The organism is Photobacterium sp. DNB22_13_2, from assembly GCF_052873915.1.
The window spans coordinates 1-25,010 of the sequence record NZ_JBNNXU010000005.1; the positions used below are offsets into that span (position 1 = coordinate 1).

Consider the following 25,010-nt stretch of genomic DNA (forward strand, 5'->3'; position numbering starts at 1 on the left):
AACATGATGGTTCGCCTCCGTATTATCTCAAACCAAAGCCTAGCGGCTTTGGAGTGAGGCGGACCATCTAATTAAGCAGGCTAGACTCAAATTCGTCCCAGACTCGACATCCACGGCCAACAAAAGGAACACTCAGCCAAAGCATGTATTTCATCCCCATGCCTTGAACGCGCTCTACATGTGCCGCCATATCTGGGAATCGATTGGCTGATACCTCCCAGTCACCACAAAACTTATAACCTCGATTACTGTCGTCTGTTTGCCAGCCATCATCAAGAATGATGGTTTTACATCCGATCTCAGCGGCGACCCTACATTGCGCTTCAATCTCATCTTGGGACAAGTGCTGATGAAAGGCATACCAGGTTGAATACACAGGCTCTAATGCTGCAGGTGGAACCGACATTTGGGTATTGCCCATTAATGCTTCGTGCCAACGGCTTATACCTGAAACTGCTTGGTGATAATTCACCATACTGGTGTCGAGGCGCAACGTCGCTTGGTACTCCCGCATTGGTTCCGTCGGCGTTGAAAACAAGTGCATGATGATTTTGGCGGCTTTGTCTTCCTCAAAAGCCCCCGCATGGACGCGGACAATGTTCTTCATATCCGAGAATGCAAAGGAGACTTTGTTTTCCCCCTCTAGGTTATAAAAACAGCCAACCGGCGAAACATGACTAATGTGGCTTGAAAAATTCGTCCAGATCTCAGGGATCCCCTTGTTCCTGATAGATTTGGGGTGGCCATGCAGGCAAGGTGTCCACAACGAATGCATGTCGTTCAAGTCACAGGACACATCCAGCTTGCACTCGGGAAAAACTATCGGAGATTCGGCTTTAACCGAGATATCGATAAATATGACATCCCCTTCGCTTCTGGAACTCAGGCCATAAAGCAGCGAGTCAGAAGTATTTCCTGCCTCAAGACAAACGTTGAACTTACCGACTGATAGCAATTTTTTCATAATCGACCCATCTTGGAATTGTCTTTTTAATCAAAGAACAGCTGTTCGTTGGTCAAAATACTACCACTAACAGCTGTTCGTGATTTGTGACAGGCATTATGATTTTGAATATTATTGCGTCGCGTGATTCTGTATTATGGGTAGATAGATTTCTAATTTACTGAAGTTACGATGAAAAATCAGAGAGCGATAAATAGCTCACAAATTGCAAAACTGGCTGGCGTATCTAGAAGTACCGTATCTAAGGTGATCAACAACTACCCCGATATTCCGGAAGACACCAAGAAGAAAGTATTGGCCGTCATCGAAGCACATGATTACAAGCCGAACAAGTTTGCCTCAGTGCTGAAGGGAATACCGCAGAAGGTGGTCGCGCTGTATATCCACGCGACAAAGAATGACATGGAAGCGGGCAACCTCGACAACCTCGATTCATCTTACGTGATGGGGATCATCTCCCACTTTATTTTTGCAGCCAAACTGCACGATCATTCCCTGATGGTTGAGTTGATCCACGAAAACGAAGATCAAACGGAAATCGCCCGCCAGATCAAAGACAATTTCGACTCCAAAGCAATTTGCGCCGCTGTCTTTCTTGGTTTAACCGACAACAGCCATTTTATCGATAACTTGGTTGATGCCGGATATAACATTGCCTCTATCGACAGAAAAGTGTCGACCTTAGAGTCAGCGTTTAATATCACCACCGATGATGAAGAAAGTGCTTACCTTGCCACTAAACACCTTATTGCCAACGACTACCGTAATATTGCATTGATTGGCGGAGATCCCGCAAAACAATCAGCTAGAAGCCGTGAAAGTGGATACCGGCGCGCAATGACAGAGAGCACTCTCACTGAGAAGATTATAAACTGCGGTTACTCTGAAAAGCTGGGCGCAAAGGCCGCTGACACCTTGCTCACCCATAAATACCGCATCGATGCGGTACTTTGTGCCTCGGATATTATTGCCTATGGCCTGATTAACCGCCTACGCGAAAAAGACGAAAGCTACCTGATGTCGCTAGGTATTATTGGCTTTGACAACATAGCGTTTAATTCTTACCAGAGGCCAAGCCTTTCCTCAGTGGCTGTAGATTATAAAGCAATGGCAGAAATGACAATCAATGCCCTACTCAAGGATGACCAGAAGCCAGAATATGTCATTCCAACGAAGCTATTCACCCGAGATTCCAGCCAATTGAAATCAACCAGACAATCATGATGAGATATAGAGGCTACATCTTGCTCTCTATGTTTCTTCTTTCAGGCTGCGAAATGAGAAACCAATTCGAAATAGACGCCGAGGCCGATCCACAAAAGCTGATTGCCATTACCCACTACGGCACTACATCGACGAACAAACAAGGAGAAACCGGCTTTCGGGTTTACCTACGCAATAGCTCGTCGCGTGAGATCCAAACGATGACCTTTCACGTGCAAGCCTATGGGGAAGATGGCAACCCAATCGGAAACAGTAAAGAAACCAACTCGAAAGCGTTGTACTTTAACCAAGAGTTAAAACCAGGAACTGGCGCGCATCCGATGTGGCCGAAAGTATGGAAACAAAACGAATGGAGGCAAGGTGCAAGTATCACCTGCGCTATCATCGACATGGTTGAAATTACCTATACCGACGGAACCAAGACACTGCTCCCGAAACAGGCATTAGACATAATGACTTACAATCCAAAGTGCCTAAGCCTTGATGGAGCCGAGTTTAACTTCGACACTTTTTGAAAGTAGCCTTTCCGATAAGATATCTATTTATTGCAAGCATTGGTATCGCAAGAAGATCTACGCACAAACATTTTAGAAATCTGCTGCCGATGTTTAGCAAAGAACAAATAAGCCCTATCGGCAAACGGCTTAAGCCAACGCCAGCGCAGATAAACCACTCGCCACTCCTGCCCCACCAATCGCCATGCATGGTATGTCACATCTAGCCCCAATAACGCCTTACCATCCAAATTACCGTGGAGGATTTTCATCGCGGCCGCGGGATCAACATCAGGAAAACGCTTGGTAAAACCAGGCTGATGGATATCTTCAAGTTGGATAGCATGGCTTGAATCATGTCGCTTCAGGGCATCCATCTCCCGCGCGCACAAAGGACAAGCGCCGTCGTAAAAAATTGTCAGCATATTAAACCTCAATCATACGTACATTATCTTCTACGTTGAAAGCGATGAATTGGATTAACGGCTTATCTTGGCGCTAATACCTATTTTTTGATATCCGATCATTTTTATGGAATCTATCCGAACACCATCAAGCAAACGATTGCCAACTGGAATAATGATTCCTACAATGCATGCGCCTTTGTTCAAGATGCGATAAACAACAATGAAAAACACCGTTTCCCTGCTCACTGCAGCGCTTTTACTTGCAGGTTGCTCTACCTTCAACCAAACGCAAACCCAACCGAATTACAACGCCAGCCTGATCATCACTAATGGTCAGGTTCTTACCATCAATGACCAAAAAGATGTGATTGATAATGGTGTGATTGTCATCGAAAACGACACCATCGTCGCAGTTGGTGATGATAGCTTACTTAGCCGATATCAAGCTCCTGAGATCATTGACGCTGAAAATGGCATTGTTATGCCGGGCATGATCAATACCCATAACCATCTACCGATGATTGCGTTTCGCGGCCTAGGTGAAGGAGGGATCGAAAACCGCCTGTTTGCCTACTTCTTCCCGCTTGAAAAAGAAAAACTCAGCCGTGATTTGATCTATCAAGCAACTAAGCTTGGTGCGGTTGATCTGGCCCAGAGCGGCGTAACCACCTATGCCGATATGTATTATCACGTCGATGATATGGCCCGAGCGACCAAGGAAGTGGGACTTCGTGCTGTATTGGGCGAGACCGTGATTAAATTCCCGGTGGTTGATGCGCCAGAGCCTTACGGTGGTATTGAGTATGCCACCCAGTTTATCGAAGAGTATCAGAATGACCCGCTAATCACCCCAGCCTTCGCTCCGCATGCGGTATATACCGTATCAAAAGAAAAACTACAGGAGATCAACCGCCTCTCTGCCAAGCTTGATGCACCAGTCCTAATTCATGTTGCCGAATTCGGTAATGAAGCCGAACGTATCGAAGGTAACGATCAGCGCCTTAGCCCTGTGGCATGGCTAAAAGAAATAGGCGTGTTGGATAACCGCATGGTTCTCGCCCACGGTATCCACCTCGATCAGAATGACATTGAGCTTATCAAAGAAGCTGACGCCAGTGTTGCCCACAACCCAATGGCCAACGCCAAAGGTGCAACCGGTATTGCCCCAGCATGGGATATGTACCGTCAAGGCTTGCGACTGGGTTTAGGTACTGACGGACCAATGAGTTCAAACCAAGTCGATTTATGGCGTACCCTAAGCTATACCGCCAACATGCAGCGCCTCAAGCACAACGATCGTACCATTATGATCCCCGAGCAGGTGATTGAATTGGCGACTATTGGTGGTGCAAGGGCACTGCACATGGAAGATCAAGTCGGCTCGCTGGAAGTGGGGAAGAAAGCAGATATCATCATTGTCGAGACCCAATCGCCAAACATGATGCCGAACTATAACCCCTACGCAACCTTGGTGTACCAAGCCAACCCAAGCAATGTCAGCACCACCATCGTCAACGGCGATATTGTGATGGCAGATCGACAAATCCAAAACATCGATATGGATGAGATGCAGCAAGCAGTACGGGCAATTGAAGCCGATATCGCCGAGTTCGCTAAAGAGCTTTCGACAAAGGCCATCAAGTCAAAGAGCTTGATGCAGTAAAAGTTACTGCACTAATTCATACAAAAACAACATCAAGCAGGGTGAGGCATGTCTCCCCTGCTCATGATGAATTACTTCACAAGGTAGGCTTAATTCTCTGCCTTAGCCTTTGTCACGCCCTGGCTGGTCGCAAAATACATTATCACCAAGCCTAAAAGACTCGCTATCAAGGCCGCCAATACAATACCCAGTTTATAATGGCCGCTCTCCAAACCAGACAGCTCACCAATAAACAGAGACAGCGTTAAGCCAATACTGCAAAAAACAGACATGGCAAAAACCATCAGCATATTTGTCGCTTCCGGCAGTTCAAATAACTTGAATTTAACTCCTAGCCACACCGTACCAAATACACCTAAAGGCTTGCCGAACAGCATCGCCATTGCCACATAGGCCGCGATGGGCTCTATAAACCCGACAGAGCTAAACGCATCAGAGAGCGATACCCCTGCGTTAGACAGCGCAAATAAAGGCAGCACCAGCAAGGTTACTACCCACTGCAAGATAGACTCTGTCTTATGGTCAATAGCACACCCACTGTGGCTAAGGGCAATACCTATAACCACGCCCGCAAGCACAGGATGGATACCGGCTTGCAGTAATGCAAACCACAAGGCAGCACCAAGCACTACATACAAGAGCACACTTTTGACCTGGCGATAGGACAGCATGAATATCACTGTGGTCATCAATAAAGACAACCCCACATAAACCATCTCGACGGTAGCGGTATAAAACAAAGCAATCGTGATAATCGCTAGCACATCGTCAAAGATAGCCACCGCAAGCAGGAACATTTTGAGGCTTACAGGCACGCGGCTGCACAATGACAGCAAACCTAGCGCCAATGCTATATCTGTTGCGGTGACAATAGCCCAACCATTAGCTAGCGGTGAGGCAACACCACCGACCAAGAACAGGTAAATCACCGCAGGACAAATAAACCCCGCACACGCTGAGGCGAATGGCAGCAATATGGCTCGAAAAGTCCTGAATGCCCCACTCTTTGCTTCGTTACTTAGCTCAAGGCCAACCATTAAGAAGAAAAGCACCATCAGAAAGTCATTGACAAAAAGCTGCCATGAAACACTTTCTGTAAGGGGGAAATGTTTAAATGCCGTATAAGACGGTAAGTGAAGCGTTGCCCAAGCAAAGGCAAATAGGCAGCATGAGATCAAGAGCAGGCCACCAAACCGCTCCTTGGAAATAGTAAAAGGTAATTTTACGCCCAAAGATTGAACCATAGCCCGCCCTCCTTAAGGCTAAACCCACAAGGCGAAGAAACAGATCTTACCTATCCAACTTAGCCCAACTCGCACGGTGAAACAGCGCCGTAGATCAGCTTTTACAAATCACGCTGTAAAAACATGTATTTGGACGATAAAGCGAACAACTGAACTTACTCCCTATTCGCATATAAATAATATATATGCAGGTAATACCCAACTCAGATAAATTGTTTGGCAGAATTAGTTTTCGCTAGGAGCACAAGCACATGGAACCCAAATGGATGAAAGCCATTGTTACTGTCGGGCAAGGCGGCTACGAACAGCTGGTTTATAAAGATGTGCCGCTACCCGCACCAGACCACGACGAAGTACTGGTAAAAGTCCATGCCGCCGGCATGAACAACACCGAAATCAACACTCGCTTGGGTTGGTACTCATCTTCTGTTACCAACTCAACCAACGACACCTCATCAAGCCAGCAACAGAAAAGCGATGGCGGCTGGAATGCTTCCACGCCCTTTCCGCTTATCCAGGGCACCGACTGTTGTGGCATTGTGGTGTCAGCTGCTGAAAGCAGCCAGCACCTTATCGGCAAACGCGTGATTCTCCGTCCTTGCCAAAGGGGAGAAGACTTTGACAATGTCTGGCTTGGATCAGACTTCGACGGCGCCTTTGCCCAATATATCAAGGTAAAAGCTGAGCATGCCTTCAGTATCGAGTGTGAATGGAGTGATGCCGAGCTAGCAACGATCCCCTGCGCCTACGGCACGGCAGAGAACATGCTCCACCGTGCTAACTTATCGGCAGGTGAAACCGTGCTTATCGCCGGTGCATCAGGCGGGGTAGGCTCTGCTGCTATCCAGCTAGCAAAACGACGCGGTGCGAAAGTTATCGCCATTGCCAGCCGAAATAAACACCCGCAACTTGAGACACTGGGCGTTGATAAGCTGCTGGGTCGCAATGATGATCTGATAAGTCTGCTAGGCGAAAACAGTATCGACTTAGTGGTCGACAATGTCGCTGGCAAGCAATTCCCGACCATGCTCAAGCTGCTTAAACGCGGCGGCCGCCTGGTTTCATCCGGCGCTATTGCCGGGCCAGTGGTTGATTTGGACATGCGGGATATGTACCTCAAGGACATAACCCTTATTGGAACAACCGCTTGGGATACCCCGGTGTTCCCTAACCTAATCGGCTACATCGAAAGAGGCGAAATCCAACCGCTTTTGGCCAAGACCTTCCCGCTCGAAGAGATTGCCACCGCCCAGCAGGAATTTCTTGAGAAGAAACATGTAGGGAACTTTGTGTTGCTACCCTCTTAGGTATTAACGTGATAAAGGCCTGCTCACACGAGCAGGCCTGACAATTATTTCCACTTTATACTCTTTTTAGGTCGATACGTTGCGTGTAGAAGGCTCCTCAGCCGAAGTTTTCTGTGCCGGCAAATGAAGCGATGCTTCGTATTTTCCCCTAAGAGTAACAGTCATCCAGCCGTAGCCAAGGCCTATAACGCAATACACCAATTCGGTGATTGCCGCTGTCGCAAAGGTCGCTCCCGGCACATAAGACATAAAGCCAAAGAATATACCGGCCCCAACAAACAACGCTGGCACAAAATCAAACGGCGGAATGCGCTCCAGGCAGATGCAAGGAATCACCACAACGAATACCGCAACTGGGAAAGCAAAGAACCCCAAGCCTCCCAAAGCCCCGCCTAGAAGCATAATCGCAACTGACGCGACAATACCGGTCACATAGTTGCAAAAGACCTTCTTCCCACCGTCCAAGGTACAACCCGCCATGAAGTACATGGCCCAGGAGATAAAGGCTATCCAGCCAAACCCTACATTATCGGCAACGGGGATGAGTCCAAACAGTACCTGATCGAGCCCTTGAATAGTAAACGCTAAAGTCGCAACCATAATCGGGATAACAATAAACTTACTCCAGTTCATAGCGTATTCTCCTTATGCCAACTGGCTTTTCACTGATTGGTATAGGTCAAACCCCTGCGGCGGTGTCAGCCCATCATGGACAATGGCACTGATCGCCCTTAGCATGCCAACCGGGCAATCGGACTGGAACACATTACGCCCCATATCCACCCCGGCAGCACCATCCTGTATGGCTTTGTAGGCTAAGGTCAGGGCATCCATTTCAGACGTTTTCTTGCCTCCTGCCACAACAATAGGAACCGGGCAAGCCGCCGTGACCTTTTCAAAGTCATCGCAATAATACGTTTTGACAATATGGGCACCTAATTCCGCCAGCACTCGGGTCGCCAGCATGAAATAACGAGGAGTACGCTCCATCTCCTTGCCCACTGCCGTAACCCCCAGAGTCGGAATACCGTAACGAGCGCCACTATCTACGGTGCGAACAATATTTTCCAAGCTGCGGCATTCACCATTAGCACCGACAAATGCTTGTACAGCAAGGCAAGAGGCATTGATCCGCACCGCATCATCTATATCGACACCGGATACTTCCCAGCTCATATCCTCTTTGAGCACAGTGCTCCCCGCAGTGGCACGAAGGATCACCGGTTTATTATGATTGGGCTGTATACAGGTTCTGAGCGCGCCACGGGTCGCCATCAAGGCATCGGCATACGGTGCCAACGGGTTAATAGACAAATCGAGACGCTCCAACCCAGCCGTTGCCCCCATAATGTAGCCATGGTCAAAGGCCAGCATCACTGTTTTGCCCGTCTCCGGTCGAAATATACGGCTCAACCTGTCTTTCATCCCCCAATCGACATGATCCATGCCTTTTACATGTAATGCCTCTGTCACGGGAGGGCGGTCCAAGCCATATTCTTTCGCCAGTACCATTCCATCTTTGTCAGCCATAACATTCTTCCTTATTCGTGGCATTTATCTGATTGGAAAAAGAATTGAACAGGATCGAAATACTGGTTGCCCCCGGGTCAACAAACCCAATGGCTTTCTCTCCCATATTCTTCGCCCGCCCCCTAGCCGGTTTCATCGCCTTCGTGCTTTCAGCTCCGCTTTGAGATGCCTTGGCTGCGCTCAAGAACATGGCAGCGATATCCTCGGAATCCAATGCCAATTGTTCCATCGCTTCAACCGCTGGGATAAGCGCATCCAACAAAGTTTTATCACCAGCTTTCGCGCCGCTGAAATAAGCAAGCTTATCAAGTCCATTCCTGAAGGCTGTCGCCGTTTGCTGCGGTGTGAGTTCAGGTTTAATTAGGCCAGTGGCCAAGCCGCAAAACAGATTGCCTATTAACATTCCGGCTGAACCACCATCTTGACTCATAATGGACCAGCCCATATCGTCTATGGTTTTCTGCCAGTCTGGGTCATTGTTGTTTTTCAACGCCTTATCAATACATTTGGATACCCTGAGCATGGTGGTACCATGATCTCCATCACCGGTTTGACCATCTAGATCATTCAGTAGTGGCACCGCGCCCCGAATATCTTCCGCAGCTGATAACAACATGCTAAATAATAACTTTTGATTTAATGTCTTCATTTTTGTCACCTTTACAGGCCAAAAGATCCCCTGCACCTTTCGATACATAACTGATTATTTTTAAAAGAAGTGCCAGGTGTCTTACCTAGCACAAAACCAAAGTAGACTTAGTGTTGACACCAGTACGGGGTATTACATGGCCTATCCCAATAAGAGAGGGTTTCTTGATTGAATTTAGCGACACACATTTGAAAACCGGCCATTTCTTGCACTGTCAGTAGTTCGTCAATCTTGCTTCGGCGAATTGAAATACCGCCCTCCTTAAGCTTGATATGGCAGGCACGGCTGACAATAAACATTTCCATCAAAGTGGTTGCCCCTGTACCATTAATCATCAGCATCAAATCATCGCCTGACTTAGCATCAATTGCGGCACATAATTGATCTAGCATGATATTGGCCGTGTCATCTGCTGAACGAATTTTCATTCTGCCACCGCCACCTTCGCCATGCTGACCCATACCGATTTCCATTTCATCTTCGGGAAGATCACCTATCGCCATCCCTGATTGTGGATGGGTCGCATTGCTCATGGCAACTGCCAAGGTCGCCATATTCTCGTTAAATGCATCGGCAATTCGGTAAACTTCATCAAGAGGAAGTCCTGCTTCAGCAGCAGCCCCAGCGATTTTATACACGGGTACACACCCCACCAGACCGCGTCGGTCTTTGATATCAGTATTCAGTCCCGCACTGATATCTTCATGAGTGAGCAGCATTTTGACGTTGATGTTTTCACGCTTGGCCATTTCCATCGCCATTTTGGCGGCCATAACATCCCCTTCATGGTTCAACACCACAAAAAGTATACCGGCAGGTCGATTGGCTAACTTTAGCGCCTCAAATACTTTGGGTGCGCCGGGCGCGGCAAAGATGTCGCCGACCACAGAGAAATCAAGCATCCCCTCACCAACAAAACCACTAATGGCAGGTTCATGGCCAGCTCCACCGAGTGTCACAATAGCCACCTTATCTTGGTCTTTGGGCACCGCACGGGTAACGATTTTATCCTCCACCACACGCACTTGATTGGGGTAACTTAATGCAAATCCTTGTAGCAACTCAGAAGTGATATTCTCAGGGTTATTAATAAACTTCTTCATAGTCGATATCCTTTTATGCGGTGATATTAGCAGTACTGCATTAATTCAACTGGCGCTTCGTCTTCCATGATAAAGGCGACACGCAAAGACTCATTCGGACTAAATGGCTCAAGCAAAATATCCTTACCTTCAATCGCTTTATCTAGGTCATCAACCTCATACGCCACATGGGCAGTATTTTTCAGCACGTCAGGCAAAGGACTATCTTCTAAAAAGCGCAACCATTCGATACGGTTTTCACTCATTTCAAAATCGGTGGTATACAGGCTAATATCAGGATTAAAAGATTCATCGGGGTGCTCAATAGGCGACGGGATCCCAACATGATTGAATTTTTTCATCTTAACCTCCATTGATTGATGGTGTTTTAGCTATCGGACAAATCAACTATAGGGAGGCAAAGGATGAAATGATGTGATATCCATCAACATATACAATCAACATAAAAACCACTAAAAACAATAGCTTAATGTTTGTGTTTTTTTATAAATAGGCAAGTGCAACAGTTAACATGTCATTGGAGGCACGAGCAAGTGCAACAACATCCGCAATAAAAATGCTCAGTGTTGACTCGTATTATTGGGCAAGTGCAACATCAGTATTTTCCCCCATATCGGAATAGTTATAAGGGCAAGTGCAACATGAGAGCCTTATCTCATTTACGAATTTATTTTGCTATTTTCGTATGTCTCGATTAACTGATTAAGTTGTTCCATATCCAATTCAGGATGGTAGTGAAGAATGAATCGTTGACATTCTTCCTTGTTTAATCCCATTTGGTGGAGTTTGCCAAGCAGCTCCCCATATTGTTTCTCGACGACTTGTTGGTGGAATTGTTTGCGGTATCGGGCCATTTTATTCGCCAGCTGCGGCTCATAGCCGTAAGGGCCAGAATTCCGAGCAAGCTCACGGCTAATCGTAGAGCGGTGGATACTTAATATCCTCGAGATCTGGGATTGATTTTTCCCTTCTTTCCTCAGTGCCCAAATTTGTAAGCGGTTCTCTTCCGTAAGCTGCCGATACATATCACCCCCACAATTTTTAAAACAATACAATGAAACTTATATCACTGATTAAGGACTAAGCCATTAATAGAAAAACAAAAACGTGAGGGAGCGTCAGTCGACTATTCAACTACCTTCAAACACTTCCTTGGCAGCGTTCATACCGTTTATTGCAGCAGGGAAACCAGCATAAACTGACATTTGTAAGATTATCTCTGTGATTTCTTTTTGCGAGCAGCCAATATTGAGTGCGCCTTTGATATGCCCCTTAAGCTGTGGCTGGCAATTACCCATCGCCGTTAACGCGGCGATTGTAGCTAGTTCACGGGTTTTGAAGTCGAGCCCTTCTCGTTGAAGTACATCGCCAAACGGGTACTCGATGGTGTACCTGGCAAGATCTGGGCAAATTTCACTGAAGTGTTCAGTCATAGATTCAACAGCGTCAGGATCAAGTTCATTTAGTTTGTCCATGCCACTTAAATATCGATTTTTCATGTTATTTACTTCGAGCCAATGTTTATATTTTAATCAAACAAATCAATAAAATAGGCAAGTTTACATCAGCCACATTGCCAACTCAATTTCACTATTTTGCCAACAACGACAAACAAGCATAAGAAATACTTACCCAAGGGGTTACTCATTCTCCCTATTGAGTCATAGATTGATTTAAGGTCAATTGATTGATTTCATCATTTCGCCACTAACCAAGATAAAACGCCACTAGAGGACCAATTTTGCCACTATTAATAGTTAAAAATATCGATTTTGTGAACTGTAACGAGCCACTGATGATAAATCTATCAAAAAGTGATAACTAGACCTTACCGGCTCTGAACCTGATATGACATGATGTTTTCAAGGTATTTAGTTTTTGACCTTGAAGGGAGAAACATATGGGATTTATTATTTTTACACTCGCTACTTTGCTCTCTGGAGCAGCTGGCTTCATCCACTACAATTTCAGCAACGAGAACTAATCTAACCCAGTTGTGCCTAAAAATTCCTGATGGTAGGCATCTCTAAACCTCGACTACAACGAAAAGCCCCAGCAATATAATCACATGGGGCTTTCTTCACTAGGCTATACAACTCAGTCTATTTCACTAAACCAGCACATTCGCCAGCACAAAACCGAATGGTACCGCAGCGACAATGCCTAGCATGCCCGGAAGGAAGAACGGATGGTTAACGATGTAGCAACCGTTCCAACGACGGCTGAGGAATGAGCCCGTATCATCGGTGGCAATCGCAAACAAAATGGTAAGTACCGCTAATAAAAACCAATCCCTATCAGGGTCGTGATAGGGATTTCATATAACTGACAAAGATCAAATAAAAAACAACATTTATTCTTTAGTTTATGATAATAGTTTAAAACACACTAATAAGTTTAATATTTTATGATTGTATTATTCACACCACCAATAATCACACCTTAATCATTCAACTTAAGTCAATTAAAATAAAAACAAATAATTCACCTCTCGCCTTGTTAATTTATTCAGAAATTTCAAATAAGATCTTCAGCACAAAACCAAATGAATATTAAATCCTATAATTAGTCTTCTGATATACTCATGACACATTATAAAATCCATCGCAAAACACAACAGAGATATAAAATGAAAAAACTATTACTGTCAACACTATTGGCAACAACATTTGTTACACCAGCATTTGCAATGAGTGATGCCGAACTACAGGAAGCAATCACTAAGAAGTTAGAAATTCAATTAGAAAATAAAGATGTTGCTGCTTATACCTCTGAATTTATCATGAACAATCTTTTAACATGGAAAGGCGAAGAGCTGCCACTAAAAGAAGCAGACAGTATTTTAGCCTATGCATTTGGTAACCGTGTGCTTGAAAATGGTAATCAAGTGCCAGGACCAATGAATGAAGCGTTAGCCGACACGGTTGTAGATATTTACGAAGAAACAGGTAAACCGGTTTATGCTCAATGGGAAATTGCTCAGTCTATTGGCGATCGCATTCCCGCTGAACACTTAACATCCATCAATCCTCATATCGCCGCTGATGGTACATTGACTTATCTAAGTACTAATGGTGTGGCTCAAGAAGCAGTGAAACTGTCTGGCGGTGACTTAGGAAAAGCTGTTGTTGTCGGTTTCTATGAACATAGCCTACGTACAATTTCCACGTCGAAAGCAATGGGAATAGATGCCTATGCCCCAGCAGGTATTGCATTGCCACACGATTACGATGAGCAATCAGGCCAAGCTTGGACCCGTGATGTACAAACATTTGTCATGCATGAGTTAAGTAATCGCAGTGCCAATGAGCGTACAAACTTGATTAATGAAGCAACCCAAAAGTAAGCTTATCTAATACTATCAGCACATCACAAATGTAAACCAAGTGTTGCTACTGGCTTTCCTTGAAAATCACGGTATCGCCACACCTTAATAACTAAACACTTGTTTATATCAAACTGGTTGTTGTTTATATCTGAGTAATATACTAAAGAGAGTAAATAATCTCACTCTTACTATTTACTCTATGACAACATCCAGTTTTTATCTCAAAGATAAATCCTTTCTATATAAAGAAATCTTCACTAATAATTAACTCCCCCTACCAAACACAATCGCAAATTTATTTAAATTATGTATAGATAAATAGAACAAGGCCATCTGCAAACGCAAATGGCCTTTAAATATAATGAAACTGAATGAACAATTAACGCATCAATACATTTCGTGTGAACTGTCGTTTTAGCATCGCACTATATTCAGAGTTAAATGGTTCCGTCGCACGATCACGCATTTCTTGTGATAGTAGTGATTTTGAAGAATCCGCATCTGGATGCTGTGGAGCCGAGCCAAATTCAACATTAAGTGCAGTCTGTACTTCAGGTGAAGTCAGCCAGTTGATGAAAACCAACGCTGCTGCTTTATTCTGGCTGTTCTTCGCAACGGTCACGAAGTTACCACCACCGGACATACCAAACTCAGGGATGTAGAACTTAATACGGTCAGTGATTGCACCACGTTTCTGCAAGCCAGCAAGATGATCTTCCCATGCCGGTGCCATAATAATTTCACCGTCATTAATACGGGTCAGACTATCAGCGTTGGATGCCGTAATCAGGATATCTTCCTTGTTCAACTGATACCAATCCCATGTTTTTGACCATGACTTCACGACCTGAGGGTCCGGCTTCTCGGTCATTTCAAAGTTGCCGTTCACATGGCGAATCGTTGACTCAATGAAGCGTAGGCCAGCACCACCGCCGTTGGGATCATTCACCCCAAAGTTTTGTGGGTTGTCTTGAATGTAGCTTTCCACGTCGCTAAAGGTCTGTGGTAAATCCGCTTCATCAATACGGCCGGAATCATACGCAATACCCGTCTGGTTGCCCCAAAAAGTCACCCCATAGCCTTGGCTGTTTACACCTTCAGCATTAATTTGCAGTTTGTCGAAGCTCGGTAGTTTCTCGAGTTTCAGCAACGTATTATCAATATTGAACGTTTTGAGTGCTGTCGGCCCTAAAGCAACAACATCCATTGAGCCTTTGTCGCGGCGGCTTTCAGCCTGTAACTTATTACGGTTGCCATCGTGAGTCCCTTCAGGAATACGCACTTTAATGCCCGTATCTTCCTCAAATGACGCCACGAACTGTCGCCATGATGGCTGTAAATACCAGACAGAGAAAGTGATAGAACCTTCTTCTTTTGCCTGTGCCTCAATTTCTTCCCAGCTCATCTGGTTTACGTCGTAGGCCATTGCTGAGAATGAAGTGGCGGCTAACAGCACTGATAACAATGTTCTCTTCATAATATCCTCTGAATTAAGCTTTACCCGTAGATTGCGACAGGTAATTTCCTTTCAATAATCGTTCAATTAAAAGCATAAGTAATACATTCGGGATCACCAGAATCAGAGACACCACAGCGGCATCCGGACGAATAAAGGAGTAACCCAAAAACGAATACAAGATAGTTGGAACCGTAATAAAATCTGGAGCGCCCAGTACGAAGGCCATGTTGAACTCTTCGATACTGATCACCAAGCAGAAAATGGTCGAAGCCAGCAAGCTCGGTTTAAGCATCGGCAAGAACGCATGCTTGAAGGTGCCAATCTTGCCCGTCCCCATATCAGCACATGCATCAATCAAATCCTGCGGGATGGCCTTGAATCCTGCCGACAAAATACGGATTGCGTAGGGCAGTGCCAATACCGTGTGGGCAATGACGATATTGATATACGGGTCGGTCAAACCCAGCTCCAACAGCATCGCACTGAAGAAAACCGCCAGAATCATTGATGGCATCACCATCGGGAGCAATGACACCATTTCGGCAATTTTCTTGCCCTTGAACTCCATTCGGCCAAAGGCATATGCCGTCGGCATCGCCAGTGTAATTGTCAGCAAAGCCACAGCCGGGGCAACGGTATAACTGTTACGCAACGCCTCAGGTAACGAGGTGTTATTCCATACTTCCGCCCAGCGGCCAAAAGACAGTACCTGCGGGAAAATATCCGGATAGCTCCATGGGTGAGCCGGGTCCACCAGCGACCAAAGAATGGCCATCGCGAACGGGACACCCAACCAAACGATATTCACCAGTACAAAGAAGCCGATCGAAATCGCCATTACCAACTGAGTATTCGACAGTTGTCTTAAACGGTTCATTTGATTGCCTCCGGGTGGATAACGGGTTTCTTACGCGTTGCGAAAGGTTGTGTGAGTAACGTCAGTACCACAGCAGAAATACCAGCCAGGATCATGATAACCATGGCGATCACCGCTGAGTTTTCCCATTCGTAGTATTGGGTCGCGGTAATATTCATCAGCATCGCCAGCGAATAACTACTGCGAGAGCCGGCAACTGCGGCGAATGAGAAATCCCCCAGAGCACCAATAAACACCAAAATAGACGCCGCTTGCAGGGCTGGAATAGTTAGCGGGAAAATCACACTTTTAAAACGTGACCAACGTGTCGCTCCCAGATCGAGTGCTGCATCGAGCAAATCGCCACGAATACTGGCAATCGCCCCGGTGATCAAAATCAGTGCAAATGGCAGGTTCTTCCAGATCTGAAGTACCACAATGCTCCAGCCGAAATCATCGTTCGCCAAGCGCATTGGCTTATCTATCACCCCGAGCATCAATAGCAACTCATTGAAGATGCCATGGTAGGCAATCACATTCATCATCAGGAAAGCCGCAACGAGACCAGGGACGAACATCGGCGCACGAAGTACCCCGATGATAGCGGGTTTTCCCGGTACATCTTTCTGGAGCCACAGCGCAATGGGATAGGCCAGTGTCACGGCACCTAAGGTACCTAAGATTGAAGTTCGTAGGGAATAACTTACCGAACGCCAAAGAATAGGGTCATTAAGCATAGTAACCCAGTACTCAACCGTCGGATTGGATTCGCCCATCATGCTAAACATGCCAAAGCTCTGTGCCACGACGACATAGAGGGCGCTTCCCATTAGCAAGGTAATGGTGCCGACCCCGGGGATCAGCAGCAAATAAGGTTTGAGGTTCATGCACCCACCTCTTCGAGGAAGCGAATGCAGTGGGCTGGAATTTTCACATGAAGTACATCACCGCTGCGGGCAGTCACACGGCCGCTGAGCTGCAAACGTACCTTCTGATCTTGCATTGCCCCTACCCAACCAAATACATCCAGGTTATTGCCTTGGAATGCCGTTGAGTCAACCGTTACCGCAAAGCTGTTTGGCTCGCCTTCTTTACAAAGTTCGGCATCTTCCGGACGCCAGCAAATATATACTTGCTGCCCACGAGGAGCAGTTTCTGACTGAACATCCAGCTCACCCATATTGCAACTGATGGTGTAGCTTTCAGGTACTTCCATCTCCTCAGCAAAAGCGGTATGTATGTTTGCTGCGCCAATGAAATCAGCCACAAAACGGCTATTAGGACGATAATAGATATCTTCCGGCGTACCAATTTGTTCAATTTTTCCATGATTGAGCACCACAATACGGTCACTCATTGCCAAGGCTTCTGCCTGATCATGGGTCACGTAGATTGACGTCAGGTTATGCTTGCGCTGGAGCTCTTTGATCTCAAAACGCACCCCTTCACGCATTTTTGCATCAAGGTTAGACAAGGGTTCATCAAACAAGATGATATCAGGACGAGTGACCATTGCGCGGGCCAAAGCGACACGCTGCTGCTGACCACCCGACAACTGACTTGGCAACTTATCCTTGTGATCCATCAGCCCAACTTGCTCAAGAATATCAGCCAGTCTCTGGTGCTGCTCTCGCTTGTCGATCTTCTGCTGTACCATACCAAAGCAGATGTTATGTGACACGCTTAGGTGCGGGAACAATGCATAAGACTGGAAACACATTGCAGTTTCACGTTTTTCCGGCGGCACGTTCGTTACCACCTTCTGATTAATCAGAATGTCACCTGCTGTCGGGGTTTGGAAGCCGCCAATCATTTTTAATAAGGTAGTTTTACCGCAGCCACTTGGACCTAGCAATGTAACAAAATCGCCTTTCTTCACTTCGAATGAGATGTCTTTCGACGCGAAAAAGTCACCGTAGCTTTTTGTGATTGAACGTAACTCTAAGATGCTCATATTAACCTTTATTAAAAAGTTTAATTTTTCTAATAGACTATTTTTAGTTTATTTCAAAATTATTTCCAAGCGATAAGATTTGCCTAAAAATCACACTCAGATCACTACAATTATCATAAGACGCTGATTTTAATTGAATTTTGTTTTTTGTCTTTTTGAGATGGTCATCACATTGACAAGGTGATGAGTAAGGGTTTAATCTTTATTAAACTTTTTTAGATAGTTTAATAGGGCGTAATGGCTTTCAACTTTCATACTGCCAGTCAAGGTCAGGTATTGATCAACCCCCACCGTGGTGATTGCTTGGTGTGTCCGGAAAACACCATGCCGGCATTTCAAAGTGCACTGGATAAGGGAACAAGCTGTATCGAGATAGACATAGCGATGACGTGCGATGATCAATTGGTGGTTATCCATGATCCAAGCGTCGATCGCACGTCTAACGGAACTGGCTATGTTGAGCAAATGACCCTCGCTGAGCTACAAACGCTTGATTTCGGAGGGTGGTTTGATGAGGTGTATACAGGTACTCAGATCAGTACCTTTGAAGAAGTATTGAAATGGGCCATTACCCATAACATCGGTTTGGTTGTCGAAGCTAAACAGCGCCGTCGCCACCAACAATTTGCCACAGGACTCGCCGATCTTTTACATCGCTACCCGCAGGGACTTGGTCAAATGGTGTTGTTAGGTTTTGACCACAGCCTTGTGAATCGCGCCAAAGCGCTGGTACCAAACTTGAAAATCCAAGTCGTGACCCTCGCCCAATACGCCGATCAACTTGGTGCTGTATTAGCTTCAAATGCCGACAGTGTTTGTGTGGAGTATCCGTATACCACCAAAGCAATCTTGCAATCTTATAAAGACGCAGGGCTATCAACCCGCCTCTATTTACCAAATAAAGACAAAAATATAGAGGCCACCCAATGGTTTAATCAGTATTATGGCTACGATGTTCACAGTGAAATCATCGACTGGATAAAGAGCGGCTTAATCGACATGTTGAGCCACGATGATATTGCCATGTTGAAGCGTCTGGTACATGAAGCTGGTTTAGAAGCCATTTAAGGAAATACAAAGCTATGTTGCACCCAATCACACCCGTTCAACTTGAACTAACCCCGGGACAGAAGAAACTACTGGCCACTTGTCGCCAGCAGGGCTCTGTACCTAGGGCAAAAATCGTCGAGCTGACGGGGCTGCGCAGCGGCAGTGTAACCAGTATTTCCAAAGAGCTATTGGCAATGAATTTGATCAAAGAGGGAGCCAGGGTGCGCATTGGTCGTGGTCAGCCGATCATTCCGTTAGAGCTAAACCCGTATGCAGCCTTCTCGTTTGGCATTGCTTTTCATATCCAACGTATCGATATTGGTCTTGCCAATTTCTGTGGCGAACTGGTCGATATGATCAGCCTTCAATACCAAGAAGATTCGCCGATTGGTGAGGTGTTGGACAATATCCAAGCCGAAATCCGCAACCTGGTCGATAAACACAAACTCCAACATGCGCGTATTCTGGGGATCGGGGTGTCGATGCCGGGTCCCGCCAAAGGGGATCGCAAGTGTGTGCACACTATCGATGCACTTGCCCACTGGCGTAATGAACCGCTTGCCGACCAGTTCGGAAAATACTTCGACTGGCCAGTATGGATCGACAACGACTGTAACGCTGCCGTAGTCGGTGAGTACTATTCTGGCCGCTGGCCGGATGTGAAAAATATGGTACTTCTTGAACTAGGCCATGGTGTCGGTGGTGGCGCTATCGTTAACGGTAAGCTCTATCGCGGAAGCCGCCAAAATGCGGGGGAAATCGGTACCTACTTCAGCGTGATAGGCGAAGAAAAGAAACCCACTATTCGTGGATTGCTCAAGCAATTGAATGATGCCGGTTACCCAATCCAAGATCCAAACAGCATCCCTGATTGCTCAAATCCAGTCGTCAAAGCTTGGGTTGAACATGCAGCACTGCAGCTAAAACCCTTAATCATGCTAACCGTTGGTTGGCTCGATCCTGATTGTGTGGTTATTGCCGGCGAATGCCCTGCCCACTTGAGCCAGCTTTTAATCGATGAAATGGACTTGGCAGCCCACTGGGCCACCTTTGAGCGAGATTACCCAATAGCCCGTTTATCCCCAACTAAAGTGGGGACGTCGCTGAATACCTATGGGGCCTGTATGTACCCGGTATTCCGCACGCTAGGAATATAAATAACGTCACTGGAACATCAAACTATGAAATACGCACCGAGCGTGGGAGTTAAATTCCACGAGGATGGTTCTGTCCGTCATTTTCCAGGCAATACCTTTATTTGCCATGTTAACCCAACACTAGATCTCATTGGCGAACTAACTTGGGCACAAGAGCAACTCAAAGCCATGAAGTGCGGTTATAAGTTCGCCTATCTCCCTATTTCATCCATGCACATGACTGTTTTCGAAGGCGTGTGTGATCAAGTGAGATTGGCTGAAAAGTGGACCTCGAAACTGGCACTCGATACACCCATCGAGCAAACCACCGATTTCTTCGCTAGCGCTATCGATAACCTCGGCTCCCATGCCGGCTTCGAAATGGTTTTCGATTATGTCTACAACTGTCCGGTTGGCGGCTCTGCGGTACGCATCAAACCGGCCAACGAAGCCTCTGCAGAAGCGCTGGCGAACTGCCGTAACCAATTGCGTGAAGCAACTGGTATTGAGATGCCAGATTTCAATGACTACCACTTCCATGTCACCCTGAGTTATCGTGTCATCGAACTGGAAGAGCATGAAAAAGAGGAGTTGAAAGCAACTACGGATGCTATTGCCGAACGCCTATCAACCACCTTCGGACTACTTAAGCATGGCCCTGTTGAATTCTGTACCTTCGAGAATATGTTCAAGTTCACCCCGCTAAAGCAGCTATCGTAAATAGTTCTTTATTGGAAAAACGGCAGGTTTTGATCTTCTCAAAACCTGCCGTGGCTATTTTCACGCTTCAATCATCCTACCGGGTATTTCCGGCTCTAGCTTTTTTGCAAGATAAACACCTGATAGCCGAATTGCCCAAAGCCTTGGTGATAGATATCCAATTCGGTTTGGATATCTTTAATCGCTTGGGATTGCGCCATAGCCTCTTTCAGCTCATTGACCCGCAGCTGCAGTGGCTCGAAGTACGCCTTCCACGCATCATCGCTTAAGGTGAAGCTATCCAGCACCTCATAACCCGCGACTTGCGCCTGTTTCATACGCTCATCAACTCTCGTCATGTCTGGGTATTCCTTGCTCCAGAATGCCTGCCTTTCCGCGCTTGGGGTTTCGCAATGCCAAACCAAATCACTGAGCACCAGCACGCCGTCATCTTTCAATAACCGCCTCCACTGCTTAAGGGCATTGTTTACCCCCATGATGTAGGCGCAGCCCTCGGCCCAAATCACATCGAAACTGGCATCATCGAATGACAGATCGGTCATGCTGGCACACTCGGTAATGACTTTGTCTGCAACACCTGCCTCAGTGGCTCGCTCGCGCAATCTGCTTAGTGCGTCTTCATGGTTGTCGATCGCGGTGATGACTGCGTCAGACTGTTTTGCCAACACTGTGGTCGCAATGCCCTGGCCGCAACCAATCTCCAATATCTTCTGAGGTGCCTCTGGCAGCAATCTGAAGGCTTTGATGGTCTCGGCTTCTGTGCCCGGCCCCCAACGGTCTAGACTTTCAAAAATTGTGTTGAAGTCAGCCATATATTGTTCGTGTGTATTCATATCTTTTGATAACCACTTCAGTCTCAGGGCCTGCTTCTCATCGAAGCCCTGTTTCATTAACCAATCTAAATGCGCATCAGGGGCAGTCTGCTCCAACGACTGATGCCATGCCGTCATATCCGATTCCCCCAGCATCGCAGCCAGCAAAGCCCGAGATTGCTGCTTATGGGCAATATCCTCATCAAGCTGGTGCATTCGGCTGAGCAATAATTGACGATCGACCTTGGCTTCAAGGCACGCTTGGCATTCCTTGAGGGTCAGCCCACCGGCCTGCAACTGCTGCAACAGGCGAAGGCGTTGAAGATCCCGCTCGCTATAACTGCGGTAACCATTATCGAGCCGCTTGCCAGTGATCAAGCCCTGCTTCTCGTAATACAGCAAGGTAGAGCGAGAAAGGCCGACTTGTTCCGCTAATTCTGAAATACGATACATGACGCATCCCTCAATAATTCAGCTATCACTTTAAACTATGAAGCCTTAGACGGGTCAATACTCTTTATACAAAAAGTCGATTCAAATACTCATTCTACGGTAGCAGCAGAAGGGTTAGATAAATGGCTATCTTGACGATAAAAAAAGGCCTGCACGGAGGCAGGCCAAGATTTGCTAACAAGTAGCTAGGTAGTCACAGCTTGTTATATTTCGGCAATGCTCTTTGAGCACTTACATCTTTTCGGTAAAGGTACGGGTTATCACATCCTGCTGCTGCTCTTTGGTCAGCGAGTTGAAACGCACCGCATAACCCGATACACGGATCGTGAGCTGTGGGTATTTTTCAGGATGCTCGACAGCATCTAACAACATGTCACGGTTCATTACGTTAACATTGAGGTGCTGCCCACCTTCAACGCCTACCCCATGCTCTCCCGCTTCATGATGAAAGTAACCATCCATTAGCGCTGCTAAGTTTTGTTTCTGGGTATCGCTATCTTTACCTAATGCATTAGGAACGATAGAGAACGTGTACGAGATGCCATCTTTGGCATAAGCAAACGGTAATTTCGACACCGAGGTCAGCGAGGCAACCGCCCCTTTCTGATCGCGACCATGCATTGGGTTGGCACCCGGGCCAAACGGCATACCGGCACGGCGACCATCAGGGGTATTGCCGGTCTTCTTACCGTACACCACATTGGATGTGATGGTCAGAATTGACTGCGTTGGCGTCGCTTCACGGTACATACTCATCTTCTGAATTTTCTTCATAAAGCGCTCTACGAGATCACAGGCAATATCATCAACCCGAGAGTCGTTGTTCCCAAACGTCGGATAATCGCCGTCAATATCAAAATCAATCGCTAGACCATCGTTGTCACGGATCGGTGTCACCTTGGCAAACTTAATCGCAGCAAGGGAGTCTGCAACCACCGACAAGCCAGCAATACCACAAGCCATTGTGCGTTTAACATCTCTGTCCATCAGTGCCATCAGTGACGCTTCATAGCTGTAGCGGTCGTGCGAGTAGTGGATAATATTCAACGCTGTCACGTACTGCGTTGCTAGCCAATCGAGCATGGCATCGAAACGTGGCATAAGGGTGTCGAAATCCAATACATCATCGGCAATCGGAGATTGTTTCGGGCCCACCTGAGCTTTTGACTTTTCATCAACACCGCCATTGATGGTATAAAGCAGTGCTTTTGCCAAATTAGCGCGGGCACCAAAGAACTGCATGTCTTTACCAACGATCTGCGGGCTGACACAACATGCGATGGCATAGTCATCGTTATTAAAGTCAGGGCGCATCAAATCATCATTTTCATACTGCAGAGATGATGTATCGATAGACACCTTAGCGGCATATTTCTTAAACCCTTCCGGTAACTGCTCAGACCAAAGCACCGTCATGTTAGGCTCTGGCGCCGGTCCCATGTTGTAAAGCGTATGCAGGTAACGGAAGGTGGTTTTACTGACCAATGTACGTCCGTCGACACCCATTCCCGCCATCGCTTCGGTTGCCCAGATTGGGTCGCCAGAGAACAGCGAATCGTAATCAGGCGTACGAAGGAAACGCACCATTCTCAGCTTCATGATGAAATGGTCGACGAGCTCCTGAGCCTGTGACTCACTCAATACCCCATTGGCCATATCTCTCTCGATGTAAACATCAAGGAAGGTGGAGGTACGGCCAAGGGACATCGCCGCGCCATTTTGAGATTTCACCGCAGCTAGGTAGCCGAAATACGTAAATTGGATAGCTTCCTGAGCAGAGCATGCAGGAGAAGACATATCGATGCCGTATTTTAGCCCCATGGTGCGGATGTCTTCCAAAGCCTGGATCTGATCAGCCAGCTCTTCTCGCAACCGCAGTGTCTTTTCGAGATCTTGACCTTGCTCTAAAAAGGCTTGGGTTGATTTCAGCTGCGCTTGTTTGTCCGCTTTGAGGAAATCAATACCGTATAGGGCAAGACGGCGGTAATCACCAATGATACGTCCACGACCATAGGCATCTGGCAAACCAGTAATGATACCGGACTTACGACACGCCAAAATATCTTTGGTATACAGATCAAAACAGGCTTTGTTATGCGTTTTACGGTATTCGGTAAAGGTTTTTTCAACCCCAGGGTCTAACTCTCGACCATAGACTTCGCACGAGGTTTTCACCATACGAATACCACCGTTGGCAATAATGGCACGCTTGAGCGGCTTATCGGTTTGTAGGCCAACAATGGTTTCCAGCTCTTTATTGATGTAGCCAGCATCGTGCGAAATGATAGTTGATGGTAGGTCGGTATCAAAGTCAACCGGCGCATGTGTGCGGCTTTCTTCTTTAATCCCTTCTAAAACATTATTCCAGAGCATTACCGTTGCTTGCGTCGCCTCAGCAAGAAAAGATTCATCACCTTCATAAGGTGTATAGTTAGCCTGAATGAAATCACGGGTGTTAACCTCGGTCTGCCAATCGCCAGCTGTAAAACCTTTCCACGCTTGAAGCATTTCAGTAGTAGGAATAGTCATATTAAATACCTAACAATAATAGTGTTCTATGATTTATATTTATTAAAAGAATTGAAATATGAAGAAGGCACAACGTTAATATCTTTTAATTAATATATTTTTCGGCTCTATAAAATACCGATAGAAGA

Annotated in this window: 25 protein-coding genes; 8 read left to right on the forward strand and 17 right to left on the reverse strand. The window is 46.4% G+C overall.

Going from position 1 to position 25,010, the window contains the following annotated elements; all coding sequences use genetic code 11:
- Positions 1–67: 67 nt before the first annotated feature.
- Entirely contained in the window at positions 68–964 is an 897-nt protein-coding gene (locus ACVA58_RS09230; protein WP_446510153.1) for an alpha-galactosidase, read from the reverse strand.
- 171 nt (positions 965–1,135) lie between these two features.
- Here ACVA58_RS09230 and ACVA58_RS09235 point away from each other — a divergent pair, with 171 nt between their 5' ends.
- Complete coding sequence (locus ACVA58_RS09235; RefSeq protein ID WP_446510154.1) at positions 1,136–2,188, forward strand: LacI family DNA-binding transcriptional regulator; 1,053 nt, start codon at positions 1,136–1,138, stop codon at positions 2,186–2,188.
- 53 nt (positions 2,189–2,241) lie between these two features.
- On the forward strand, positions 2,242–2,703 hold the full coding sequence (locus tag ACVA58_RS09240; protein ID WP_446510155.1) for a hypothetical protein: 462 nt from the start codon (positions 2,242–2,244) through the stop codon (positions 2,701–2,703).
- Between the two features lie 23 nt (positions 2,704–2,726).
- Here ACVA58_RS09240 and ACVA58_RS09245 read toward each other — a convergent pair whose 3' ends face one another.
- Entirely contained in the window at positions 2,727–3,107 is a 381-nt protein-coding gene (locus tag ACVA58_RS09245; protein WP_446510156.1) for a thiol-disulfide oxidoreductase DCC family protein, read from the reverse strand.
- Between the two features lie 202 nt (positions 3,108–3,309).
- On the opposite strand from ACVA58_RS09245, the gene ACVA58_RS09250 reads away from it, so the two are divergent.
- On the forward strand, positions 3,310–4,752 hold the full coding sequence (locus tag ACVA58_RS09250; RefSeq protein WP_446510157.1) for an amidohydrolase family protein: 1,443 nt from the start codon (positions 3,310–3,312) through the stop codon (positions 4,750–4,752).
- Positions 4,753–4,841: 89 nt separating this feature from the next.
- On the opposite strand, the gene ACVA58_RS09255 is transcribed toward ACVA58_RS09250, so the two are convergent.
- Complete coding sequence (locus tag ACVA58_RS09255; protein ID WP_446510158.1) at positions 4,842–5,996, reverse strand: Na+/H+ antiporter NhaA; 1,155 nt, start codon at positions 5,994–5,996, stop codon at positions 4,842–4,844.
- Between the two features lie 251 nt (positions 5,997–6,247).
- Here ACVA58_RS09255 and ACVA58_RS09260 point away from each other — a divergent pair, with 251 nt between their 5' ends.
- On the forward strand, positions 6,248–7,303 hold the full coding sequence (locus ACVA58_RS09260) for an alcohol dehydrogenase family protein (RefSeq protein ID WP_446510159.1): 1,056 nt from the start codon (positions 6,248–6,250) through the stop codon (positions 7,301–7,303).
- Between the two features lie 66 nt (positions 7,304–7,369).
- Here ACVA58_RS09260 and ACVA58_RS09265 read toward each other — a convergent pair whose 3' ends face one another.
- The 8 genes from ACVA58_RS09265 to ACVA58_RS09300 all read right to left on the reverse strand — a co-directional run bounded on the left by ACVA58_RS09265 (position 7,370) and on the right by ACVA58_RS09300 (position 12,848).
- On the reverse strand, positions 7,370–7,936 hold the full coding sequence (locus ACVA58_RS09265) for a DUF1097 domain-containing protein (protein WP_446510160.1): 567 nt from the start codon (positions 7,934–7,936) through the stop codon (positions 7,370–7,372).
- Between the two features lie 12 nt (positions 7,937–7,948).
- The gene (gene lsrF, locus ACVA58_RS09270) at positions 7,949–8,833 is read right to left on the reverse strand and encodes a 3-hydroxy-5-phosphonooxypentane-2,4-dione thiolase (RefSeq protein ID WP_446510161.1); all 885 of its coding nucleotides are present in this window, start codon (positions 8,831–8,833) and stop codon (positions 7,949–7,951) included.
- A complete protein-coding gene (locus tag ACVA58_RS09275; RefSeq protein ID WP_446510162.1) occupies positions 8,826–9,482 on the reverse strand; it encodes a dihydroxyacetone kinase subunit L in 657 nt (218 codons plus the stop codon). Before ACVA58_RS09275 ends, lsrF begins: the two co-directional genes overlap by 8 nt.
- A gap of 107 nt (positions 9,483–9,589) precedes the next feature.
- Positions 9,590–10,585, reverse strand: a complete 996-nt coding sequence (locus ACVA58_RS09280; RefSeq protein WP_446510163.1) for a dihydroxyacetone kinase subunit DhaK — start codon at positions 10,583–10,585, stop codon at positions 9,590–9,592.
- Positions 10,586–10,611: 26 nt separating this feature from the next.
- The gene (locus tag ACVA58_RS09285) at positions 10,612–10,926 is read right to left on the reverse strand and encodes a hypothetical protein (protein ID WP_446510164.1); all 315 of its coding nucleotides are present in this window, start codon (positions 10,924–10,926) and stop codon (positions 10,612–10,614) included.
- A 318-nt stretch (positions 10,927–11,244) separates the two neighbouring features.
- The gene (locus ACVA58_RS09290) at positions 11,245–11,610 is read right to left on the reverse strand and encodes a helix-turn-helix domain-containing protein (RefSeq protein WP_446510165.1); all 366 of its coding nucleotides are present in this window, start codon (positions 11,608–11,610) and stop codon (positions 11,245–11,247) included.
- 105 nt (positions 11,611–11,715) lie between these two features.
- Positions 11,716–12,060 carry a carboxymuconolactone decarboxylase family protein gene (locus ACVA58_RS09295; RefSeq protein ID WP_446510435.1) on the reverse strand — a complete coding sequence of 115 codons (345 nt, stop codon included), beginning with the start codon at positions 12,058–12,060 and terminating at the stop codon, positions 11,716–11,718.
- A gap of 635 nt (positions 12,061–12,695) precedes the next feature.
- Positions 12,696–12,848: a hypothetical protein gene (locus ACVA58_RS09300; protein ID WP_446510166.1), complete on the reverse strand. Its 153-nt coding sequence runs from the start codon at positions 12,846–12,848 to the stop codon at positions 12,696–12,698.
- 366 nt (positions 12,849–13,214) lie between these two features.
- Between ACVA58_RS09300 and ACVA58_RS09305 the strand changes: the two genes are divergently transcribed.
- Positions 13,215–13,931, forward strand: coding sequence for a hypothetical protein (locus ACVA58_RS09305; protein ID WP_446510167.1), 717 nt, complete (start codon positions 13,215–13,217; stop codon positions 13,929–13,931).
- Positions 13,932–14,292: 361 nt separating this feature from the next.
- Here the strand turns inward: ACVA58_RS09305 and ACVA58_RS09310 are convergent, their stop codons facing one another.
- Genes ACVA58_RS09310 through ACVA58_RS09325 form a run of 4 tightly spaced genes read right to left on the reverse strand, consistent with a single transcriptional unit; the run spans position 14,293 to position 18,182 of the window.
- Entirely contained in the window at positions 14,293–15,390 is a 1,098-nt protein-coding gene (locus ACVA58_RS09310; RefSeq protein ID WP_446510168.1) for an extracellular solute-binding protein, read from the reverse strand.
- A 13-nt stretch (positions 15,391–15,403) separates the two neighbouring features.
- Positions 15,404–16,249 carry an ABC transporter permease gene (locus tag ACVA58_RS09315; protein ID WP_446510169.1) on the reverse strand — a complete coding sequence of 282 codons (846 nt, stop codon included), beginning with the start codon at positions 16,247–16,249 and terminating at the stop codon, positions 15,404–15,406.
- Complete coding sequence (locus tag ACVA58_RS09320) at positions 16,246–17,115, reverse strand: ABC transporter permease (protein ID WP_446510170.1); 870 nt, start codon at positions 17,113–17,115, stop codon at positions 16,246–16,248. Before ACVA58_RS09320 ends, ACVA58_RS09315 begins: the two co-directional genes overlap by 4 nt.
- The gene (locus ACVA58_RS09325) at positions 17,112–18,182 is read right to left on the reverse strand and encodes an ABC transporter ATP-binding protein (RefSeq protein ID WP_446510171.1); all 1,071 of its coding nucleotides are present in this window, start codon (positions 18,180–18,182) and stop codon (positions 17,112–17,114) included. Before ACVA58_RS09325 ends, ACVA58_RS09320 begins: the two co-directional genes overlap by 4 nt.
- 237 nt (positions 18,183–18,419) lie before the next feature.
- On the opposite strand from ACVA58_RS09325, the gene ACVA58_RS09330 reads away from it, so the two are divergent.
- Genes ACVA58_RS09330 through ACVA58_RS09340 form a run of 3 tightly spaced genes read left to right on the forward strand, consistent with a single transcriptional unit; the run spans position 18,420 to position 21,088 of the window.
- Entirely contained in the window at positions 18,420–19,250 is an 831-nt protein-coding gene (locus ACVA58_RS09330; protein ID WP_446510172.1) for a glycerophosphodiester phosphodiesterase, read from the forward strand.
- A 14-nt stretch (positions 19,251–19,264) separates the two neighbouring features.
- The gene (locus ACVA58_RS09335; protein WP_446510173.1) at positions 19,265–20,389 is read left to right on the forward strand and encodes an ROK family transcriptional regulator; all 1,125 of its coding nucleotides are present in this window, start codon (positions 19,265–19,267) and stop codon (positions 20,387–20,389) included.
- Positions 20,390–20,413: 24 nt separating this feature from the next.
- Positions 20,414–21,088: a DUF1868 domain-containing protein gene (locus ACVA58_RS09340; protein ID WP_446510174.1), complete on the forward strand. Its 675-nt coding sequence runs from the start codon at positions 20,414–20,416 to the stop codon at positions 21,086–21,088.
- Positions 21,089–21,183: 95 nt separating this feature from the next.
- On the opposite strand, the gene ACVA58_RS09345 is transcribed toward ACVA58_RS09340, so the two are convergent.
- Together ACVA58_RS09345 and pflB are read right to left on the reverse strand one after the other, a co-directional pair.
- Complete coding sequence (locus ACVA58_RS09345) at positions 21,184–22,353, reverse strand: MerR family transcriptional regulator (protein ID WP_446510175.1); 1,170 nt, start codon at positions 22,351–22,353, stop codon at positions 21,184–21,186.
- A gap of 231 nt (positions 22,354–22,584) precedes the next feature.
- On the reverse strand, positions 22,585–24,882 hold the full coding sequence (gene pflB / locus ACVA58_RS09350) for a formate C-acetyltransferase (protein ID WP_446510176.1): 2,298 nt from the start codon (positions 24,880–24,882) through the stop codon (positions 22,585–22,587).
- Positions 24,883–25,010: the final 128 nt, after the last annotated feature.

Excerpts from the sequence above, each read along its gene's own strand:
- ACVA58_RS09265 (WP_446510160.1), bottom strand. The coding sequence starts at position 7,936 with ATGAACTGGAGTAAGTTTATTGTTATCCCGATTATGGTTGCGACTTTA.
- ACVA58_RS09340 (WP_446510174.1), top strand. The coding sequence starts at position 20,414 with ATGAAATACGCACCGAGCGTGGGAGTTAAATTCCACGAGGATGGTTCT.
- lsrF (WP_446510161.1), bottom strand. The coding sequence starts at position 8,833 with ATGGCTGACAAAGATGGAATGGTACTGGCGAAAGAATATGGCTTGGAC.
- ACVA58_RS09325 (WP_446510171.1), bottom strand. The coding sequence starts at position 18,182 with ATGAGCATCTTAGAGTTACGTTCAATCACAAAAAGCTACGGTGACTTT.
- ACVA58_RS09240 (WP_446510155.1), top strand. The coding sequence starts at position 2,242 with ATGAGAAACCAATTCGAAATAGACGCCGAGGCCGATCCACAAAAGCTG.
- ACVA58_RS09320 (WP_446510170.1), bottom strand. The coding sequence starts at position 17,115 with ATGAACCTCAAACCTTATTTGCTGCTGATCCCCGGGGTCGGCACCATT.
- ACVA58_RS09330 (WP_446510172.1), top strand. The coding sequence starts at position 18,420 with ATGGCTTTCAACTTTCATACTGCCAGTCAAGGTCAGGTATTGATCAAC.
- ACVA58_RS09280 (WP_446510163.1), bottom strand. The coding sequence starts at position 10,585 with ATGAAGAAGTTTATTAATAACCCTGAGAATATCACTTCTGAGTTGCTA.
- ACVA58_RS09285 (WP_446510164.1), bottom strand. The coding sequence starts at position 10,926 with ATGAAAAAATTCAATCATGTTGGGATCCCGTCGCCTATTGAGCACCCC.
- ACVA58_RS09315 (WP_446510169.1), bottom strand. The coding sequence starts at position 16,249 with ATGAACCGTTTAAGACAACTGTCGAATACTCAGTTGGTAATGGCGATT.
- ACVA58_RS09245 (WP_446510156.1), bottom strand. The coding sequence starts at position 3,107 with ATGCTGACAATTTTTTACGACGGCGCTTGTCCTTTGTGCGCGCGGGAG.
- pflB (WP_446510176.1), bottom strand. The coding sequence starts at position 24,882 with ATGACTATTCCTACTACTGAAATGCTTCAAGCGTGGAAAGGTTTTACA.
- ACVA58_RS09310 (WP_446510168.1), bottom strand. The coding sequence starts at position 15,390 with ATGAAGAGAACATTGTTATCAGTGCTGTTAGCCGCCACTTCATTCTCA.
- ACVA58_RS09295 (WP_446510435.1), bottom strand. The coding sequence starts at position 12,060 with ATGGACAAACTAAATGAACTTGATCCTGACGCTGTTGAATCTATGACT.
- ACVA58_RS09275 (WP_446510162.1), bottom strand. The coding sequence starts at position 9,482 with ATGAAGACATTAAATCAAAAGTTATTATTTAGCATGTTGTTATCAGCT.
- ACVA58_RS09305 (WP_446510167.1), top strand. The coding sequence starts at position 13,215 with ATGAAAAAACTATTACTGTCAACACTATTGGCAACAACATTTGTTACA.
- ACVA58_RS09345 (WP_446510175.1), bottom strand. The coding sequence starts at position 22,353 with ATGTATCGTATTTCAGAATTAGCGGAACAAGTCGGCCTTTCTCGCTCT.
- ACVA58_RS09260 (WP_446510159.1), top strand. The coding sequence starts at position 6,248 with ATGGAACCCAAATGGATGAAAGCCATTGTTACTGTCGGGCAAGGCGGC.
- ACVA58_RS09290 (WP_446510165.1), bottom strand. The coding sequence starts at position 11,610 with ATGTATCGGCAGCTTACGGAAGAGAACCGCTTACAAATTTGGGCACTG.
- ACVA58_RS09255 (WP_446510158.1), bottom strand. The coding sequence starts at position 5,996 with ATGGTTCAATCTTTGGGCGTAAAATTACCTTTTACTATTTCCAAGGAG.
- ACVA58_RS09250 (WP_446510157.1), top strand. The coding sequence starts at position 3,310 with ATGAAAAACACCGTTTCCCTGCTCACTGCAGCGCTTTTACTTGCAGGT.
- ACVA58_RS09335 (WP_446510173.1), top strand. The coding sequence starts at position 19,265 with ATGTTGCACCCAATCACACCCGTTCAACTTGAACTAACCCCGGGACAG.
- ACVA58_RS09230 (WP_446510153.1), bottom strand. The coding sequence starts at position 964 with ATGAAAAAATTGCTATCAGTCGGTAAGTTCAACGTTTGTCTTGAGGCA.
- ACVA58_RS09235 (WP_446510154.1), top strand. The coding sequence starts at position 1,136 with ATGAAAAATCAGAGAGCGATAAATAGCTCACAAATTGCAAAACTGGCT.